Origin of the sequence: Aeromicrobium sp. Root236, assembly GCF_001428805.1 — a bacterium.
Taxonomy (GTDB): domain Bacteria; phylum Actinomycetota; class Actinomycetes; order Propionibacteriales; family Nocardioidaceae; genus Aeromicrobium.
On the sequence record NZ_LMIS01000001.1, the window covers coordinates 1,988,436 to 2,007,218 of the forward strand.

Sequence of the window (18,783 nt, forward strand, 5' to 3'; positions counted from 1 at the left end):
GTCACCTCGGCCCTAGGGTGGGCAGATGCTGGTCGACCACGACGTGCCCACGGTCCTGGGCCGGATCCGCGTACGCACGGATGGTGACGGCCCGGCGATGGCGATGTGGCCCAGCCTGTTGATGGACGGCGACCTCTGGGCTGCGCAGGCGGCTCACTTCGCCGACCGGTTCACCGTGCTCGTCATCGATCCCCCGGGCCACGGCGCCAGCGAGGCGCTCACGCGAGGATTCACGTTCGAGGAGTGCGCCACCGTGATCGAGCAGGTGCTCGACCACGTCGGCGTGGGCCGCGCGCACGTCCTCGGCAACTCGTGGGGCGGGATGATCGGTGGCACGTTCGCCGCCCTGCACCCCGACCGCGTCGGCGTCGCCGTGCTGATGAACGCCACCGCATCGACCGCCGGCCGCCACCAGCGGATCGAGTACGCGGCGATGCTGCGCGCCGCCCACCTCCTCGGCGGCATCAGGCCGCCGCTGACCCGATCGGTGCTCAAGGCGTTCCTCGGACCGACCAGCCTGCGGACGCGGCCCGAGGTGGTACGCACCGTCCGTGCCTCGCTCTCGAACGTCGACATGGCGTCGGCGACGTGGGCGGTCCGCAGCGTCGTGCCGCAGCGCCCCGACCAACGCGACCTGTTCGCCCGCATCAGCACCCCGGTCCTCGTCGTCGCCGGCGAGGAGGACGCGACGTTCCGGGTCGCGGAGACGTGGGTCATGGCCGAGTCGATCCCCGGCGCTGACTTCGTCGTCATCGACGGGGCCGCCCACCTCGCCGCCCTGGAGGTGCCCGATCGGGTCAACGCCCTGGTCGCCGGGTTCCTGGCGAAGCACACCTGACGGTCCGTGTGACCCGCACCACAGGTTCGCCGTTCGCATGGCAAGACGCCGGAAGAGCGCTTGGTCAGCCTCCTTAGCCTTGCCTAAGACATCGTGGCGATCTTCCCCAGGAGTTGTGTATGAGCAGGCAATTGCGTGTCGCCGTGATCGGCGCCGGACCGGCGGGCATCTACGCGGCCGACATCCTCACGAAGTCCGAGGTGGACGTCACGATCGACATCCTCGACCGTGACCCGACGCCGTTCGGCCTGATCCGCTACGGGGTCGCGCCGGACCACCCGCGCATCAAGGAGATCGTCAAGGCGCTCAAGCGCGTCCTCTCCAACGACGACATCCGGTTCTTCGGCAACGTCAACTACGGCGCCGACCTCAAGCTCGACCACCTCCAGCAGTTCTACGACGCCGTCATCTTCGCGACGGGCGCCCGCGCCGACCGCGACCTCGAGATCCCCGGCATCGACCTCAAGGGCTCGTTCGGCGCGGCCGACTTCGTCTCCTGGTACGACGGCCACCCCGACGCCCCGCGCGACTGGCCGTTCGACCCGCACGCTGAGACCGTCGCGGTGCTCGGCGTGGGCAACGTCGGCCTCGACGTCGCCCGCATGCTCGCCAAGACCGCCGACGAGCAGCTCGTCACCGAGATCCCCGACAACGTCTACGCCGGGCTCAAGGCCAACGCGACCAAGGACGTCCACGTGTTCGCCCGTCGCGGCCCCGCCCAGGTGAAGTTCACGCCCATGGAGCTGCGCGAGCTGTCGCACTCGCCCAACATCGACGTCATCATCCACCCGGAGGGCTTCGAGCTCGACGAGGGATCGATGGACGCCATCCGCGCGTCCAAGTCGGTCAAGCTCGTCGTCGACGTGCTGCAGAACTACCTCGCCAAGGAGCCGACCGGCGCGGCGCACCGGATCCACATCCACTTCTGCCAGAACCCCGTCGAGATCCTCGGCGAGGACGGCCGCGTGGTCGGACTGCGCACCGAGGTCACCGAGCTCGACGGCACCGGCAACGTACGCGGCACCGGCGAGCTCGTCGACTGGCCGGTTCAGGCCGTCTACCGCGCCGTCGGCTACCGCTCCGAGAACCTGGCCGGCATCCCGTTCGACGACGCCCAGGCGATCGTGCCCAACGACGGCGGACGCGTCATCGACATCGAGGGCGACCCGCTGCCCGGCGCGTACGTCACGGGCTGGATCAAGCGCGGACCCGTCGGCCTGATCGGCCACACCAAGTCCGACGCCGCCCAGACCATCGAGCTGCTGCTCTCCGACGTCGACGCGCTCGTCGCTCCGCCCGAGCCCGAGCGCGAGGCCGTCGACCGCTACCTCGCGGGCCGCGGCATCGAGTTCACGACGTGGGAGGGCTGGGAGCAGCTCGACGAGCACGAGCTCGCCCTCGGTGAGGCCGCCGGTCGTACGCGCATCAAGGTCGTCCCCCGCGACGAGATGGTGCGGATCTCCCGCAGCTAGGCCCGCGGCTCGAGCATGCGGGTCAGGCCGGCGATCACGAGCATCACGATCGCCAGCGGGACGACCGTGCGCGCGAACGCCGCCGAGCCCGAGTGGGACGACGCCAGGCTCAGGAAGAGCGATCCGACGAGCGCCGAGCCGAGGCCGAGGAACATCTGCTGCGTCGTGATGATCACGCCACTGCCGAGGCCCGCCGCGTGCGGCGGCACCTGGCTCAGCACGATGCCGAACAGCGGCGGCATCACGAGCCCGAGGCCGATGCCCGCGACCGCCATGGTCGGTGTCACGCCCAGGACGGTGAAGTCGTCGCCCTGCTGGGAGACGGTCCAGGCGACCCCGGCATAGCCCGCGGCCGCGATCACGGCACCCACGGTGAGGACGCTGGCGCCGAACCGCGGCACCAACCGGCCGGCGGCCAACGACGCGACGAGGAACGTCAGCGACATCGGCAGCAGGCTGAGCCCGATGTGCAACGGGTCCATGCCGGCACCTTGGGCGGCCAGGGCGTAGATGAACATGAAGCCGCCGAACGCCATGAAGAACAGGCTCGCGATCGCCAGGCCGACCGTCATGCTGCGGAAGGCGAACAGCGAGGGCGGGATCAGTGGCAGGCCGCCGTCGCGCTCGAGCCGGTGCTGGGACCAGACCAGGAGTGCGGCGGCGGGCACCAACGCTCCCAGCATCAGCCAGGTCCAGGTCGGCCAGCCCACCGCGCGACCCTCGGTCAGCGGCCCGATCAGCAGCACCATCGACACGGCGAGCAGCCCGGCGCCGACGGGGTCGAGCGACGACTTCGACGGGGCCTTGGTCTCGGGCAGCCAACGCAGCACCGCCAGGATGACCGCCACCGCGATGGGGACGTTGATCCAGAAGATCGACCGCCACCCGAGCCAGCCGGCGTCGCTGTCGGTGAGCGTGCCGCCGACCAGGAATGCCAACGAGGTCGCGATGCCGGCGGTGGCGCCGAACCAGCCGAGCGCGCGGTTGCGGTGGTGCCCGTCGGTCGAGGCATGGATCGTCGCCAGGATCTGCGGCGTCGTGAGCGCGGCCGCGGCGCCCTGCAGCAGCCGGGCACCGATGAGCTGCTCCGACGTCTGGGCGACGGCGCACAACAGGCTCGCGGCGGCGAACCCCGTGAGCCCGATGATGATGAGCCTCCGACGTCCGTGGCTGTCGCCGAGGCGACCGCCGATGACGACGAGGCTGGCGTAGACGACGGCGTACGCGGCGACGACCAGCTGCAGCTTGGCCGGCGAGGCGTCGAGGTCGTGGCCGATCACGCCGAGCGCCACGTTGACGCTGAAGAACGACATGACCGGGATGGTCACGGCGACGAGGGCGGCGATGAGTGCAGGAGCCTTCATGCGGCGCAGCTCGTCGTGGCCGCCGCTGGGGGCGGTGAGGGTGTTGGTCGTGGTCATGACGTCAGCCTCACATCGAACGGATCATGGTAGTGAGAGCCTGCTTATCCTGGTATTGACAGCAACTGGCTCCGCCGGCTCCCACTTGTCATGATGGCTGTCATGACCGACAGTTCCGCTCGTCGATCGGCGCTGGCCGAGTTCCTCCGGACGCGTCGCGAGCGCATCACGCCCGACGACGTGGGACTGCCGTCCGGCGGCCGCCGGCGTACACCCGGGCTCCGCCGCGAGGAGGTTGCGCAGCTCGCCGGCGTCGGCGTCACCTGGTACACGTGGCTCGAGCAGGGCCGCAAGATCAACGTCTCCGTCCAGGTGCTCGAGGCCATCGCGCGGACCCTCCGCATGGACTCGCAGGAGCGCTGGCACCTGTTCGAGCTCGCAGGCGTCGCACTGGCACCTCCGCCGATCGACGTCTCCACGCCGCCCGAGCGGGTCACCATGGTCCTCGAGCAGCTCGACCCGTTCCCGGCGGTCGTGCTCTCGCAGCGCTTCGACATCCTGGCCTACAACCGGGGCTACAACGCGCTGGGCGGCGGCCTCGATCGGCTCGAACCGCACGAGCGCAACATGGTTCGTCTGTTCTTCACCGACGACCACTGGCGACGGCTGTGCGTCGATCGCGAGTCGGCGGCCCACCACCTCGTCAACTCCCTGCGCGGCGCCATGACCCCGCATCTCGACGACCCGGTGTGGACCGGTTTCGTCACCGGCCTGCGCGAGGCGTCGGCCGAGTTCGACGAGCTCTGGAGCCACCACGACGTCACGGCCCAGGCGATCGCCGCCAAGGTGTTCCGCAGCGAGGCCGGGGAGCTCAACCTCGAGGCGACCCGACTGACGATCGGGCACGACGCCTTGACGCGCATGATGGTCTACTCGCCGCGCGACGAGATCACGTTGTCCCGCCTGAACGTCCTGGTGGCCCGGCCCGCCTCGCAGCTGAGCCTGGTCGGCTGATCAGGCGCGGCGGCCCTGCAGGTTGCACATCAGCATGTGCATCGCCTCGTCCGGCGGCGCCTCGAGCGGCAGCGGCGTCGAGTCCGGGCGTGCGCGCAGCCCGTCGAACAGCAGCGTCAGGTAGCGCCGCCAGAGCTCGGGCTGCTCGGGAGTCGACAGCGATCCGATCAGCATGAGCTGCATGCCGAGATCCGTGACCTCCACGTCCTGTCTCAGAGCACCGTCGGCCTGCGCGCGCTCCATGAGGCTCTCGACGATCGGCCCGATCCGCTCACGGCCCACGGTCATCTGGCCACTCTCGCTGAGGGTCTGCACCATGACCTCCTTGAGCCCCCGGTCGGCGACCTGCTTCTCGACCGACTTCTCGAAGAACCAGGTCAGGCCCTCCCAGGCGTCGGGGATCGCCGCCGCCTGCTCACCGATCGCGACCATCTCGTCGATGCGGGTCTCGAACAGTGCCTGGACCAGCTCCGAACGCTCGGGGAACCGGCGATAGACCGTGCCGACGCCGATGCCCGCACGGCGGGCGATCTCGTCGTAACCCGCCTCCAGACCTTGCTCGGCGAAGACCTCGGCGGCGGTCTCGAGGATCAGCTCACGGTTGCGCGCAGCGTCCTTGCGCAGCGGACGTTCGGCGTCCTGCGTGGGGGTGCTGGCGATGGTCATGGGGCCATACTACCGGACCGGAGACAACTTTCCGTTTCGTGCGACATGTCACACGATCAAATGGAGAGTTCTTTCCGGTTATGGTCTACAGTGAAACGGAAGAGATTTTCCACTTACTGATTCCCGGAGCTTCCCATGACTGACACCTTGGTCGTCGATCGACCGCGGGCCACGCCGCCCGACCACTCGGACAACCCGCACCACGCGACCCGCTGGCTGATCCTCGGCGTCATCGCCCTGGCCCAGCTCATCGTCGTCCTCGACGCGACGATCGTGAACATCGCGCTCCCGACCGCGCAGGAGTCCCTCGGCTTCTCCAACGACAACCGGCAGTGGATCGTGACCGGGTACGCCCTGGCGTTCGGCTCACTCCTGCTGCTCGGTGGCCGGCTGAGCGACCTGGTCGGCCGCAAGCCGATGTTCATCGTCGGCCTGATCGGCTTCGCCGGCGCGTCCGCGGTCGGCGGTGCCGCGCAGAACTTCGAGATGCTGGTCTCCGCCCGTGTCGCACAGGGCATCTTCGGCGCGCTGCTCGCGCCCGCGGCCCTGTCCCTGCTGACCGTCACGTTCACCGACGCCGCCGAGCGCGCCAAGGCGTTCGCGATCTTCGGTGCGATCTCCGGCGGCGGTGGCGCGATCGGCCTCATGCTCGGGGGAGCGCTCACCGAGTACCTCTCCTGGCGCTGGTGCCTCTACGTCAACGTCCCGCTCGCGGCGCTCGCCGTGATCGGTGGCGCCCTGCTGCTCAAGAAGCAGGCCCGCGAGGAGAACCCGCCCAAGCTCGACATCCCCGGCACCGCCGTCGTCGTCGCCGGACTGGTGTCCTTCGTCTACGGCCTGGCGAACGCCGAGTCCGACGGCTGGTCCAGCGCGACCACCCTGGTCTGCATCGGTGTCGGTATCGCACTGCTCGCGCTGTTCGCCGTGATCGAGAACCGCGTGCACAACCCGCTGCTCCCGCTGCACATCGTCTGGGACCGCACCCGTGGCGGCTCGTTCCTGACCGTGGCGATCATCGGCATCGGCCTGTTCGCAGTCTTCCTGTTCCTGACCTACTACGTGTCGCTGACCCTCGGCTACTCGCCGCTCAAGACCGGCTTCGCGTTCATCCCGATGATCCTGGGCATCATGGCCACCGCGACCGGCTTCTCCGGCGTCGTCGCCCGCATCGGTCCGAAGATCCCGGTCTTCGCCGGCATGCTGCTCGCGTCCTTCGGGCTGGTGCTGTTCGCCCAGCTCGACCTCGACAGCACGTACGCCGCCAACATCCTGCCGGGCCTGATCATCACGGGGCTGGGCGTCGGCCTGGCGATGGCGCCGGCCTTCAGCGCGGCGACCTCAGGAGTCGACGCCGAGCACGCCGGTGTCGCCTCGGCCGCCGTCAACACGTTCCAGCAGATCGGCGGATCGATCGGCACGGCCGTGCTCAGCGCGTTCGCCGCGACTGCCGCCTCGAACTACCTGGACGGCAAGGCGCCCAACCCGCACAACCAGGCCCTCGCCGCGATGGAGAGCTACACCACGGTGTTCTGGTGGGGCGCCGGGATCTTCGCGGTCGGCGCGGTCATCTGCGGGCTCCTGCTCCGCCCCGGGCCGATCGCTCTCGATCCCGACGCGGCACCCGTCCTGGCGCACTGACCGCGCCACGCACTGCCCGCGACCCGTCACGGCACGAGCCGGGCGGGTCGTGGGCTGCGCCGACGAGGTTCAGCGCTGAGCCAGCACCTGGACGTGGCAGCTGCCGCCGTTGTCCGGCGCCGGCAGCTTGTCGATGACGAAGCGGGTGGAGCCACCTGCGGCGACGTTGGCCAACTGGCGGGTCTTGGCCTGCTCCGCACCGCCGGCGGCCTCGCCGACGTACACCGTGACCTGATACGTCACCTTGCTCTTGCTGTCGTTGGCGATGTATCCCGAGGAGTTCCACACGCCGTTGGGGGTCTTGGCGCAGCGGAACCTCGACAGGGCCTCGGGAGCCGGCGTCCCCTTGGGCGGCGCGACCGTCGGCGTCGTGGCGGCCTTGGTCGGCGCAGAGGTCGTGGCCTTCGCGGGCGGGGCATCGTCCGAGCCACCGCCGCAGCCCGCGAGCACCAGGAGCAGGGCCACGGCGAGCGTACGCATGAGGTCATCCCATCACGCGCCGAGCACGCCCGGTCGGAGGCGCGCCCCCGGGACGTGGGCCGTCGCACCGCGCTGGGCCGCCGAGATACTATGACGTCCTACTAACTTGAGGGAGCACCATGAGCGGGATCGAACGGGTCGGCGTCATCGGCGGAGGGCTGATGGGATCGGGCATCACCGAGGTGGCCGCACGCGCGGGCCTGGACGTCATCGTGATCGAGATCAACGCTGACGCGGTCAAGGCCGCCTCCGGACGGGTCGAGGGCTCGCTGCGACGCGCGGAGTCCCGCGGCAAGATCGACGCCGCCGAGGTCACTGCGGTGCTCGACCGGATCACGTTCACCGACGACCTCGAGCAGCTCGCCGACCGCGACCTCGTCGTCGAGGCTGCGTCCGAGGACGAGCAGACCAAGCTCGACCTGTTCCGCCGGGTCGGGCAGATCCTGGACAAGGACGACGCGATCCTGGCGTCCAACACGTCCTCGATCCCCATCGTCAAGCTCGGCGCGGTGTCTGGTCGCGCGCACCACGTCATGGGCGTGCACTTCTTCAACCCCGCACCGGTCATGCAGCTCGTCGAGCTCATCCCCTCGCTGACGACGTCCGCCGAGACGCTGGAGCGCATGCGCTCGTGGGTCACCGACACCCTGGGCAAGAAGCCGATCGACGCCACCGACCGCGCCGGGTTCGTGGTCAACAGCCTGCTGGTGCCCTACCTGCTCTCGGCGATCCGCATGTACGAAGCCGGCTACGCGTCCGCCGAGGACATCGACCGCGGCATGGTCCTGGGCTGCGGCCACCCGATGGGACCGCTCGCCCTGTCCGACCTCATCGGCCTCGACACCCTCAAGGCCATCGGCAAGTCGATGTACGACGAGTTCAAGGAGCCGCTCTACTCGCCGCCCCCGCTGCTCGACCGCATGGTCGACGCCGGGCTGCTCGGCAAGAAGACCGGACAGGGGTTCTACGGCTACGACAAGTAGTCGGCGACGAGCCGGTCGATCCGTCGGCGACGGACGTCAGGCCGCGGGGCCCTTGCTGCGCACGTCGGCGACCGATTGCATCGCCTCTCGAAGCTCTCCGAGCCACTCGTCCTCGTGCTGCCCGACGAGCCTCACACACCAGGCCAGGGCATCAGCGCGTGATCGTGCGACTCCGGCGTCGACCAAGGTGTCCAGGACGAGCCGCTGCGGCTGGCGCAACCGCGTCATGACCGGTGCCGCGACATGGGTCCACAGCTCCGCGTAGGAGTCGTCTCCCTCGCCGATGCTCACTCCCCAGGAGACCTTCGCCTTGTAGCGGTGCTCCGCCTCGCGCGCGATCTCGATCCGCTTGTCCCGGGTCTCCTCGCGGAAGGCTTTGGCGCGACCTGCGCGAGCCTCCTCGCGGGTCGCATCGGTCGCATCCTCACCGAGCTCGACGTCAGGCAGGCTGAGCCGAACCGTGATCTCCTCGCGATCGGTGACGACGTGCGCCGGAGCTGCCTGCCACTCCGCCGGGAGTCGACCGGCGAACCAGCCGGCCACACGTTCGCGGGTCTCATCGGTAATCATGATTACATCATTACACCGCGACCCTGAGACAAGGAGGGCTACGCGTCGATGACCCGGTCGTCACGGTGCGCGGCGAAGAACTCGGCCTGCTGGGCCATGATGTCCCGCATGCCCGAGCCCTTGGCCACGCCGTAGACCGTGCCGCCGAAGTCGAGCTCCCGCTGGATCGCCCAGATCTCGTCGTGCCGCTCCGGCGGGAACATCTGCGCCGGGTCACCGACCGCGACCCAGCCGATCGGCAGGGACTCCCCCGACCCGATGCGTGAGTTGACCTGCAGCACGCTGTTGATGCGCAGCTCGGAGCCGGTCCCGACCGTCGATCCGGGGAACAACGACGCGCCGGTGGCGATGAACACCTCGTCGGCGATGGTCGCCCCGTTGACGTGTGCGTGCGGCCCGATCAGGACGTCGTCACCGATCGACACCGGATGGTCGGCCCTGCCGCGTACGAGGGCGTGCTCCATCACGACGACCCGGGCACCGATAGCGACGGTGCCGTCCTCGGCGGTCACGACCGCACCGTGCAGGATGCGCGCGTCGGCGCCGACCGTGACTTCGCCGCTGATCACCGCCGTCGGTGCGACGTAGGCCGAAGGGTCGATGCGTGGGCTGGCGCCGCGGTGCTCGATCAACATGCTCAGACGCTATCGTCGGCATCCACGGTCTGCAGGACCCCGTTGGCAGCCGGCGGCAGCTGCGGCTCGACCCACAGCACCGAGACCGCGACGACCACGAGCAGCCCGACGAGCAGCAGACCGATCCAGACCGCGCCGAGGCCTCGACCGATCAGCAGGCCGGCGACGGGAGGCCCGGCGACGGACGCGGCCTGGAACCCGGCAGAGCTGATGGCGTTGTAGCGCCCGCGCAGGTGGTCGGGCGCGAGGTCGTTGACCATCGCCGGAACCGTCGGTTGCAGCAGCGTCTCGCCGAGCGCGAAGGCCGACGCACAGCCGGCGACCAGCAACGACGCCCTGAGCGTGCCGGGGATCCACGAGGTCGCACCGAGGAGCAGCCACGCGACGGCCCACATCAGCGCCATCGCCACGACGACTCGCGTGCGGCGGCGGCCCTCCATGTGGCGCAGCACGAGCAGCTGCAGCAGGACGATCACCAGGGTGTTGGCGGCGAATGCCCAGCCCAACGCCCGGGTGGACACCTCGCTCACGGCCCTGGCGTAGGCCGGCATGCCGGCGTTGAGCTGGGCATAGCCGACGAACGCCGAGGTGAACGACAGCAGCGTCAGGGACAGCACGGCGGGACGCCGCAACAGCGCGAGGTAGCTGATCCCGGCCGCGTCGGCGTGCTCGTGCTCCCCCGGCTCCGAGCGGTGCGGGCCGCCGGCATGGCGCAGCGGGCCGAGGAGGAGCACCACCGCGGGCAGATAGCTCACGGCCTCGGCCAGGTACATGATCTGGAACGTCACCGGATGGGAGACGTCGGCGACGAGACCGCCGATGATGCCGCCGACACCGACGCCGAGGTTGAGCAGCGCGAAGTTCATGCCGAAGTAGCGCGGCCGGATGCGCGACGGCACGATCGAGGCGACCATCGACTGCGAGGCGGGCCAGGCGAGGCCGAACGAGGAGCCGACGAGGGCGAGCCCGACAGCGGCGACCGGGATGGTCGTCGCGAACGCCATGATCAGCTGGCCGGTGAATGCCGCAAGGAGCGACGCGATCATCGTCTTGCGGGCGCCGATGCGGTCGATCACGACCCCGCCGGGACCCAGCACCACGAAGCCAGCCAACGGCATCAGGGCCATCAGCAGGCCGACGGTGTCGAGACTGAAGTGGCGGATCTCGTGGAGGTAGACGACCCAGAACGGCAGCACGAGCCCTGTGCCGATGAACTGGAACGCGACGACGGACAGCAGCAGCCGGCCCTCACGCGGCAGGTCCTTCCAGAAGCTGCTCAGCGGTGGGCGATAGGGCTTGGCGTCGGCGGTGCTCATGCGTACGCGCGAGAAGGAGTCGTGGGCACTGACCTACTCTCGCCCATACGTCTGACATCTCCTTGCGGGGGTGCAACGTCCTCGCAGCGAGGTGCACGATAGACATGTCCCCACGCCACGCCAGGAGGCACTCGTGTTCTACCCGCTGACCGTCATGGACTTCCTCGACCGTGCTGTCACGGTCTACCCGGACCGCATCGCCGTCATCGACGAGCCCGACCAGCCGGCTGAGTCGTGGGGCGAGATCACGTACGCCGAGCTGGGTCGGCGGGCCCGCGCCCAGGCCGCGTCGCTCGACGAGATGGGCGTCCCGGTCGGGGGCCGGGTCGCCGTGGTGTCGCAGAACTCCGCCCGGTTGCTGACGTCGTTCTTCGGCGTCTCGGGCTGGGGTCGGGTGCTGGTGCCGATCAACTTCCGGCTCGCGGTCGCCGAGATCCGCTACATCGTCGAGCACTCCGGTGCCGAGGTGCTGATGGTCGATCCTGCGTTGCGCCACCTCGTCGACGAGGTCGAGTGCAAGCGGACGTTCGTGCTCGGTGAGGACGACGACAAGATCTGGGGCTCGAACGCGGAGCCGCAGCCGTGGGAGGGCGACGAGGGCGCGACCGCGACGATCAACTACACGTCAGGCACCACCGCGCGACCCAAGGGCGTCCAGCTCACGCATCGCAACAACTGGCTCAACGCGACCGTCTTCGGCTGGCAGGCGTCGGTGTCGGACCGCGACGTCTACCTCCACACGCTGCCGATGTTCCACGCCAACGGGTGGGGCCACCCGTTCGCGGCGACCGGCATGGGCGCCACGCATGTCGTGCTGCGCCAGGTCGACGGCACCGAGATCCTGCGGCGCATCGAACGGCACGGCGTCACCTACCTGTGCGCCGCGCCCGCCGTCGTCGCAGCGGCGCTCGACGGTGCGAAGACGTGGGACGGCGAGATCCCCGGCCGTGACCGCGTACGCATCATCGTCGCGGGCGCCCCGCCGCCGACCCGCACGATCGAGCGCGTACGCGACGAGCTGGGCTGGGAGTTCATCCAGATCTACGGGCTCACCGAGACGTCGCCGTTGCTGACCATGTCGCGGATGCGGGCGGAGTGGGACGACCTCGACCCGCACCAGCAGGCGGTCAACCTCGGCCGCGCCGGCGCGCCCGTCATCGGCGTACGCATGAAGATCGACGACGAGGGCGAGGTGCTGGCGCAGTCCAACCACAACCTCGAGGCGTACTGGGACAACCCGGAGGCGACCGCCGAGGCGCAGGCCGGCAACTGGTTCCACACCGGCGACGGCGGCACGTTCGAGGACGGCTACATCGCGATCGCCGACCGCAAGAAGGACGTCATCATCACCGGCGGCGAGAACGTCTCGTCGATCGAGGTCGAGGACGCGCTCATGTCGCACCCCTCGGTCAAGGAGGTCGCGGTCATCGGCATCCCCGACGAGAAGTGGGGTGAGCTCGTCACCGCCCTGGTCGTGCTCGATCCCGAGGCCGATCCGGTCGATGAGGCCGGGCTCATCGCGCACTGCCGCGAGCACCTCGCGGGCTACAAGTGCCCCAAGAGGATCGAGTTCCGCGACGAGCTGGCCCGTACGGCGACGGGCAAGCTGCAGAAGTTCAAGCTCCGCCAGCCCTTCTGGGAGGGCCACGACCGCCAGGTCAACTGACCCAGCTGCCGACTTTTGAAGCCTTGCGCAGGTTCCCGGCGACGAGAACCTGCGCAACGCTTCAAAAGTTGGCGCGTGAGCCGGGGGCGGGTCAGCCGGGAGGGTCAGCCGGGGGCGCGGAGCTGCGCCGACAGCGGGCAGTCGAACGGGTCGCGGGCACGCAGGCCGACGTTGTTGAGGTAGTCGACGACGATCGCGTACGAGTGGAAGAGCCCGACCTCCATGTAGTCGATGCCCTCGCGCTCGCAGTGCGCGCGGACGAGCGGCTGCGCCTTCTTGAGGTTGCAGCGCGGCATGTTGGGGAAGAGATGGTGCTCGATCTGGTAGTTGAGCCCACCCATCGCCCAGTCGACGACGGGGTTGCCGCGCACGTTGCGGGACACCATGACCTGGCGGCGGAGGAAGTCGAGCTTCATCTCCGGCGGGATGATCGGCATGCCCTTGTGCGCCGGCGCGAACGAGGCGCCGAGGCAGAAGCCGAACACCGCCATCTGGATCGCGAAGAACGACAGCGCCTTGCCGAGCGGCAGGAACGTCAGCAGGATCGCGACGTACGCGGTGAGGCGCGAGACGACCAGGAACAGCTCGACCCGGCGCCACGGCTGGTTGGACTCCTTGTCGCGCGCGGCGCGGATCGACTCGGCGTGCAGGTTGAGGCCCTCGAGCGTCAGCAGCGGGAAGAACAGCCAGCCCTGCCGCTTGACGAACCACCCGGAGAATCCTTCGGTGCGCTGCGCCACGATGCCGGGGGTGAACGCGATGGCGCCGGGCCCGATGTCGGGGTCATAGCCCTCGAGGTTGGGGCCCTTGTGGTGCATGTTGTGCTTGGCGCGCCACCAGGCGAAGCTCAGCCCGGCGAACGCTCCGGCGAGGATGCGCGCGGTCCACGCGTTCCACGCCGAGGACGTGAACATCTGGCGATGCGCCGCATCGTGGCCGAGGAAGCCGAACTGCGTCACGATGACGCCGAGGGCCGCGGCCAGGATCAGCTGGAACCAGGAGTTGCCGAGCCAGAAGAACCCGGCCCAGATGGCGAAGAACGCGCCGACATGGGCGCCGATCTGCAGCCAGTAGTAGATGTGGGCCCGCTCCAGGAGCCCGGACGCCTTGACGTCCTGCATCAAGTCGGTGAAATGACTGACGTATTGCTCACTGGGAGCTGTCTCTGTCTGGGCTTCTTGCGTCATGTGCGGCCCCTTCCATTGAGGACCGTGCACGCATCATCGGGCCTACCGCCGCAAACTGTCTACGCTCAACCATCGTCGCACGCCTACGTGTCATCGGCGCCTCGAGAACCTGTGAACTTTACGAGAACGGCATCGCCGCAGGTCGGGGGCGCACGAATTCGCCGGGCGCGCCGACGCCGGCGCAGCCCGGGACGTCATTCGGCGCGGGTCGTGGCCTTCTCGAGCAGACGGGTGACCGAGACCTCGGTCGGGATGTCCGGCTCCACACCCACCGCCGTCACCTGGATGATCGACTGACCGACCACGCGGAACGCCGTCTCGCCATAGACGTCGCCGCTCGGATCCGACGTGCGGAACCCGAAGGCGTCAGGCCCGTGATCGACCTCGGTGACGGTCTTCTTTCCGGGGTCGACCACGCGCTTCAACCGCTGGTAGCCAAGCTCGTCACACGTACGCCAGGCCGTCGTCAGGTCATCGAAGTCACTCGCGACGTCGCGATCCTTGTTGGTGAAGCGGAACGAGTAGACCCTCCCCTGGTCGTGGAGGTCGTACGCGACGTAGTCGCGCACGTACCCGGTGTCCTCCAGGATCGCCCGCGCGGGACCGAGGCAGGTCCAGAGCGAGTCGACCTGGTGCCCGCCGCCTCCGGGCTGCGTCGGGTAGTTGTAGACAGGGTCGTCCGACGGGAGGTCCGAGGGCTGGAGCAGCGTTGCGCGCACGCGGTCCGGCTCGGGCTGGTCGTCAGACCCGCACGCAGCGAGTGCCACGGCCATGGCGAGAACCAGGGCCGCACCGATGACCCTCATCGTCCGCTCCGTGCGCGCTCGATGGCCTTCGGCAGCAGGTCCTCGACCCTGACGTCCGGATCTCCACCGCCATAGGACATGACCGTCACGCCGATCAGGTCTGAACCAACCAGCGCGAACGCGACCTCTCCCTCGATCGTCCCGTCGACGCGCCGGCTCACGAAGCCGAGCGCGGTCGGACCGAGATCGAGCTGCTCCGTCGCATCCGGATGCCCCCGCTTGGCCACCTCGGCGCGGCAGCGCTGCCATGCCGGTTCGATCTCGGAGTACAGCGAGTCCCAGATGCTGTCGTTCGGGTAGAAGGCCGACGTCACGGTGTCGCCCCCGATGTCGTACAGCACGCGGACGGGTTTGCCATCAGACAGCGTCGCCGGGCCGACCCACGGGCACTCCCAGGTCTGGAACGGATCTGGCGGCAGCAACGGCCAGTGTGTCGCCACGACGTCGACCGGAAGGTCACCGGGCTGCAGGACGGTCCGAGGCATGGGATCGAGCGGTTTGGCCGTGCTCTGGTAGACGATCTCGGACGCCGGTCGGAGCGGCTTCTCGTCCTCGCCTCCGCACGCCCCCAACATCGCAATCAGCAGCAACAGAACGGCACAACGACGCATCTGACCCCCCGGTTGGGCTTGAGTCTAGACCGTGACGCCGTGACCGCTCTGGCCAGGACAAGCCTCCGACCCGAGTGCTCCACGCCTTCGCGGCAGGAGCCGCGTCTGCCGGTGCTCAAGCAGGGTTGAGGACGAGGAGCAGGTCTCCGCCTTCGGCCTGGCGGGTGTCGGCGATGACGAGACGGGCCACCGTGCCGGCGTTGGGGCTGGTGATCGAGGCCTCCATCTTCATCGCCTCGATCGTGGCGACGGTCTGACCGGCCTCGACGGTGTCACCCTCGGCGACGGTCGCGTGGACGACGCCGGCGAAGGGGACCGCAACGTGCTGCGGGTTGCCGGTGTCGGCCTTCTCGGACGCCGCGACCTTGGAGTCGACCGAACGGTCGCGCACCTCGGTCGGCCGGAGCTGCCCGTTGATCGTGCCGAGCACGTTGCGCATGCCGCGCTCGTCGGCGTCGCCGATCGCCTCGACGCCGAACAGCAGCAGGTTGCCCTCGGAGACCTCGACCTCGGTCTCGTCGTCGTTGCGGAGCCCGTAGAGGAACGCGCCGGTGGGCACGGCTGACAGGTCGCCGAACTCGGCGTGGGCCTTGTCGAAGTCCTGCGTCGGGCCCGGGAACAGCAGCCGGTTGAGCGTGTGGCGGCGATCGTCGACCAGGCCGGCGCGGTCCTCCTCGGTCAGCTCGGTGACCTTGGGCTTGGCGTTGCGGCCCTCGAGGGCCTTGGTGCGGAACGGCTCGGGCCAGCCACCGGGCGGATCGCCGAGCTCGCCGGACAGGAACCCGATGACGGACTCGGGGATGTCGAACGATGCCGGGTCCTCGGCGAACGCCTTGGGGTCGGCTCCGACCGCGACGAGGTGCAGGGCGAGGTCGCCGACGACCTTGGACGACGGCGTCACCTTGACGACGTTGCCGAGGATGTCGTTGGCGGCGGCGTACATGTCCTCGATCTGCTCGAACTTCTCGCCGAGCCCGAGGGCGATCGCCTGCTGGCGCAGGTTGGACAGCTGACCGCCGGGGATCTCGTGGCGGTAGACCCGGCCGGTGGGGGCGGGCAGCCCGGACTCGAACGGCGCATAGAGGCGGCGCGTGGCTTCCCAGTACGGCTCGAGCGCGTTGACCGCGTCGATGTCGAGCCCGGTCGTACGTTCGGAGTGGTTCGTGGCCGCGACCAGGGCCGACATCGGCGGCTGCGAGGTCGTGCCGGCGAGCGCTGCGGACGCGGCGTCGACCGCGTCGACGCCCGCCTCGATCGCCGCGACCAGGGTGGCGAGCTGGCCGCCGGGGGTGTCATGGGTGTGCAGGTGCACCGGCAGGTCGAACCGCTCGCGCAACGCACGGACGAGCGTACGAGCGGCGGGTGCCCGCAGGAGGCCGGCCATGTCCTTGATCGCCAGCACGTGCGCGCCGGCGTCGACGATGCGGTCGGCGAGCTGCAGGTAGTAGTCGAGCGTGTAGAGCTTCTCGTCGGGGTTCGACAAATCGGCGGTGTAGCAGAGCGCGACCTCGGCGACAGCGGTGCCGGTGGCGCGTACGGCCTCGATCGCCGGGCGCATCTGGTCGACGTCGTTGAGCGCGTCGAAGATGCGGAAGATGTCGATGCCGGTCGCAGCCGCCTCCTGCACGAACGCGTCGGTGACCTCGGTCGGGTAGGGCGTGTAGCCGACGGTGTTGCGGCCGCGCAGCAACATCTGGAGGCAGATGTTGGGCGCCGCCTCACGCATCGCCGCGAGCCGGTCCCACGGGTCCTCCTTGAGGAACCGCAGCGCCACGTCGTACGTCGCACCGCCCCACGCCTCGATGCTCAACAGCTGCGGAGTCGTCCGTGCGACGTAGGGGGCGACAGTCACCAGGTCGCGCGTACGTACCCGGGTCGCCAGCAGCGACTGGTGCGCGTCACGGAACGTCGTGTCGGTGACGCCGACGGTGTCGCGCTGGCGCAGCGCCGCGGCGAACCCCTCCGGCCCGAGCTCGACGAGCAGCTGGCGCGAGCCGTCGGGCGGGGCGACCGAGAGGTCGACGTCGGGCAGCTTGGAGCGCGGGTCGATCACGGTCGGGGCGGCACCGTTGGGCTTGTTGACCGTCACGTCGGCGAGCCACGACAGGATCTTGCCCGCCGGATCGGAGGCGCCGTGGGCCTCGAGCAGCTCCGGGTGTCCCTCGATGAACGTCGTCGTGACGTGCCCGGCGCGGAAGTCCGGGGTGGCGAGCAGGCCCTTGAGGAACGGGATGTTGGTCGAGACGCCGCCGACGTGGAACTCACCGAGGGCGCGCTCGGCCCGCGTCACCGCTGCCTCGAAGTCGCGCCCGCGGCACGTCAGCTTGGACAGCATCGAGTCGAAGTGCGCGCTGACGACGGCGCCGGTGAACGTGGTGCCACCGTCGAGGCGTACGCCGGGCCCACCGGGCGAGCGGTAGGACGTGATCGTGCCGGTGTCGGGCCGGAACCCGTTGGCCGGGTCCTCGGTCGTGATGCGGCACTGCAGCGCGAAGCCACGGGCCTTGATCGCGGACTGGTCGGCCAGGTCGAGGTCGGCCAGGGAGTCACCTGCAGCGATGCGCATCTGCGCCTGCACGAGATCGACGTTGGTGACCTCCTCGGTCACGGTGTGCTCGACCTGGATCCGCGGGTTCATCTCGATGAACACGTAGCGGCCGTCGGCGCCGAGGAGGAACTCGACCGTGCCGGCGCACGAGTAGCTGATGGACTGGGCGAACTTCACCGCGTCGGCGCACATCGCCTTGCGGGTGGCGCGGTCGAGGTTGGGCGCCGGCGCGATCTCGACGACCTTCTGGTGCCGGCGCTGCACCGAGCAGTCCCGCTCGCGCAGGTGCACGACGTTGCCCTGCTGGTCGGCGAGGATCTGGACCTCGATGTGCCGCGCGTCCACCACGGCCTCCTCGATGAAGCAGGTCGGGTCGCCGAACGCGCCGTCGGCCTCGCGCATCGCCGCCTCGATCGACTCCCGCAGCTTGGCCGGGTCGTCGACGCGACGCATGCCGCGGCCACCACCACCGGCGACGGCCTTGACGAACAAGGGGTAGGTCAGGATGTCCGACGCCGACATCAGCTCGTCGACGTCCGCCGACGGCTCGACCGACTTGAGGGTCGGGACACCGGCAGCCTTGGCGGCGGCGATCGCCGACGCCTTGTTGCCGGTCAGCTCGAGGACCTGCTTGGGCGGGCCGATGAACGTGATCCCCGCCCGCTCGCACGCCTCGGCGAGGTCAGGGTTCTCCGACAGGAAGCCGTAGCCGGGATAGATCGCGTCGGCGCCGGCGTTGACCGCGACCTCGACGATCGCCTCCGGGTCGAGGTAGGCGCGAACGGGGTGGCCCCGGTCGCCGATCTCGTACGCCTCGTCGGCACGTACGCGGTGCTCGGAGCCGCGGTCCTCGTGGGGGAACACCGCCACGGTCTGGGCACCCAGCTCGTGGGCAGCACGAATCGCGCGAATCGCGATCTCACCACGGTTGGCGACGAGAATCTTCTGGAACAACGGGGATCGTCCTTGCTCGGCGGAAGCGTCGGGGTCAA

At 69.4% G+C, this 18,783-nt stretch carries 16 protein-coding genes; 6 read left to right on the forward strand and 10 right to left on the reverse strand.

The features are described from left to right. Positions 1-25 precede the first annotated feature (25 nt). Together ASE12_RS10015 and ASE12_RS10020 are read left to right on the forward strand one after the other, a co-directional pair. A complete protein-coding gene (locus ASE12_RS10015; protein ID WP_056399892.1) occupies positions 26-838 on the forward strand; it encodes an alpha/beta fold hydrolase in 813 nt (270 codons plus the stop codon). A 119-nt stretch (positions 839-957) separates the two neighbouring features. Further along, positions 958-2,310: an FAD-dependent oxidoreductase gene (locus tag ASE12_RS10020; RefSeq protein ID WP_056399896.1), complete on the forward strand. Its 1,353-nt coding sequence runs from the start codon at positions 958-960 to the stop codon at positions 2,308-2,310. Here the strand turns inward: ASE12_RS10020 and ASE12_RS10025 are convergent. Next, positions 2,307-3,731 carry an MFS transporter gene (locus ASE12_RS10025; RefSeq protein ID WP_056399897.1) on the reverse strand — a complete coding sequence of 475 codons (1,425 nt, stop codon included), beginning with the start codon at positions 3,729-3,731 and terminating at the stop codon, positions 2,307-2,309. The two genes, ASE12_RS10020 and ASE12_RS10025, sit on opposite strands and share 4 nt — an antisense overlap. A 102-nt stretch (positions 3,732-3,833) precedes the next feature. Between ASE12_RS10025 and ASE12_RS10030 the strand changes: the two genes are divergently transcribed. Further along, positions 3,834-4,685 (forward strand): helix-turn-helix transcriptional regulator, encoded by an 852-nt coding sequence (locus tag ASE12_RS10030; RefSeq protein ID WP_056404721.1) that lies wholly within the window; start codon positions 3,834-3,836, stop codon positions 4,683-4,685. Here ASE12_RS10030 and ASE12_RS10035 read toward each other — a convergent pair whose 3' ends face one another. Next, a complete protein-coding gene (locus ASE12_RS10035) occupies positions 4,686-5,351 on the reverse strand; it encodes a TetR/AcrR family transcriptional regulator (protein WP_056399898.1) in 666 nt (221 codons plus the stop codon). Positions 5,352-5,486: 135 nt separating this feature from the next. Here ASE12_RS10035 and ASE12_RS10040 point away from each other — a divergent pair, with 135 nt between their 5' ends. Further along, on the forward strand, positions 5,487-6,989 hold the full coding sequence (locus ASE12_RS10040; RefSeq protein WP_082582187.1) for an MFS transporter: 1,503 nt from the start codon (positions 5,487-5,489) through the stop codon (positions 6,987-6,989). A 69-nt stretch (positions 6,990-7,058) separates the two neighbouring features. Here the strand turns inward: ASE12_RS10040 and ASE12_RS10045 are convergent, their stop codons facing one another. Then, positions 7,059-7,469 carry a hypothetical protein gene (locus ASE12_RS10045; RefSeq protein ID WP_056399901.1) on the reverse strand — a complete coding sequence of 137 codons (411 nt, stop codon included), beginning with the start codon at positions 7,467-7,469 and terminating at the stop codon, positions 7,059-7,061. Between the two features lie 119 nt (positions 7,470-7,588). On the opposite strand from ASE12_RS10045, the gene ASE12_RS10050 reads away from it, so the two are divergent. After that, positions 7,589-8,452: a 3-hydroxybutyryl-CoA dehydrogenase gene (locus ASE12_RS10050; RefSeq protein ID WP_056399904.1), complete on the forward strand. Its 864-nt coding sequence runs from the start codon at positions 7,589-7,591 to the stop codon at positions 8,450-8,452. A gap of 36 nt (positions 8,453-8,488) precedes the next feature. Here the strand turns inward: ASE12_RS10050 and ASE12_RS10055 are convergent, their stop codons facing one another. Genes ASE12_RS10055 through ASE12_RS10065 form a run of 3 tightly spaced genes read right to left on the reverse strand, consistent with a single transcriptional unit; the run spans position 8,489 to position 10,973 of the window. After that, positions 8,489-9,022 carry a hypothetical protein gene (locus ASE12_RS10055; RefSeq protein ID WP_200954997.1) on the reverse strand — a complete coding sequence of 178 codons (534 nt, stop codon included), beginning with the start codon at positions 9,020-9,022 and terminating at the stop codon, positions 8,489-8,491. Positions 9,023-9,060: 38 nt separating this feature from the next. Further along, positions 9,061-9,657 (reverse strand): gamma carbonic anhydrase family protein, encoded by a 597-nt coding sequence (locus tag ASE12_RS10060; RefSeq protein WP_056399910.1) that lies wholly within the window; start codon positions 9,655-9,657, stop codon positions 9,061-9,063. Between the two features lie 2 nt (positions 9,658-9,659). Continuing rightward, a complete protein-coding gene (locus tag ASE12_RS10065; RefSeq protein ID WP_056399912.1) occupies positions 9,660-10,973 on the reverse strand; it encodes an MFS transporter in 1,314 nt (437 codons plus the stop codon). A 133-nt stretch (positions 10,974-11,106) separates the two neighbouring features. Between ASE12_RS10065 and ASE12_RS10070 the strand changes: the two genes are divergently transcribed. Further along, positions 11,107-12,639 carry an AMP-binding protein gene (locus ASE12_RS10070; protein ID WP_056399915.1) on the forward strand — a complete coding sequence of 511 codons (1,533 nt, stop codon included), beginning with the start codon at positions 11,107-11,109 and terminating at the stop codon, positions 12,637-12,639. Positions 12,640-12,743: 104 nt separating this feature from the next. Here the strand turns inward: ASE12_RS10070 and ASE12_RS10075 are convergent, their stop codons facing one another. The 4 genes from ASE12_RS10075 to ASE12_RS10090 all read right to left on the reverse strand — a co-directional run bounded on the left by ASE12_RS10075 (position 12,744) and on the right by ASE12_RS10090 (position 18,745). Continuing rightward, positions 12,744-13,826, reverse strand: coding sequence for an acyl-CoA desaturase (locus ASE12_RS10075; protein WP_056399917.1), 1,083 nt, complete (start codon positions 13,824-13,826; stop codon positions 12,744-12,746). A gap of 194 nt (positions 13,827-14,020) precedes the next feature. Further along, on the reverse strand, positions 14,021-14,632 hold the full coding sequence (locus ASE12_RS10080) for a hypothetical protein (protein WP_056399921.1): 612 nt from the start codon (positions 14,630-14,632) through the stop codon (positions 14,021-14,023). Continuing rightward, positions 14,629-15,117: a hypothetical protein gene (locus tag ASE12_RS10085; protein WP_157412884.1), complete on the reverse strand. Its 489-nt coding sequence runs from the start codon at positions 15,115-15,117 to the stop codon at positions 14,629-14,631. The genes ASE12_RS10080 and ASE12_RS10085 overlap by 4 nt, the downstream gene beginning before the upstream one ends. A gap of 241 nt (positions 15,118-15,358) precedes the next feature. After that, positions 15,359-18,745: a pyruvate carboxylase gene (locus tag ASE12_RS10090; RefSeq protein ID WP_056399923.1), complete on the reverse strand. Its 3,387-nt coding sequence runs from the start codon at positions 18,743-18,745 to the stop codon at positions 15,359-15,361. Positions 18,746-18,783: the final 38 nt, after the last annotated feature.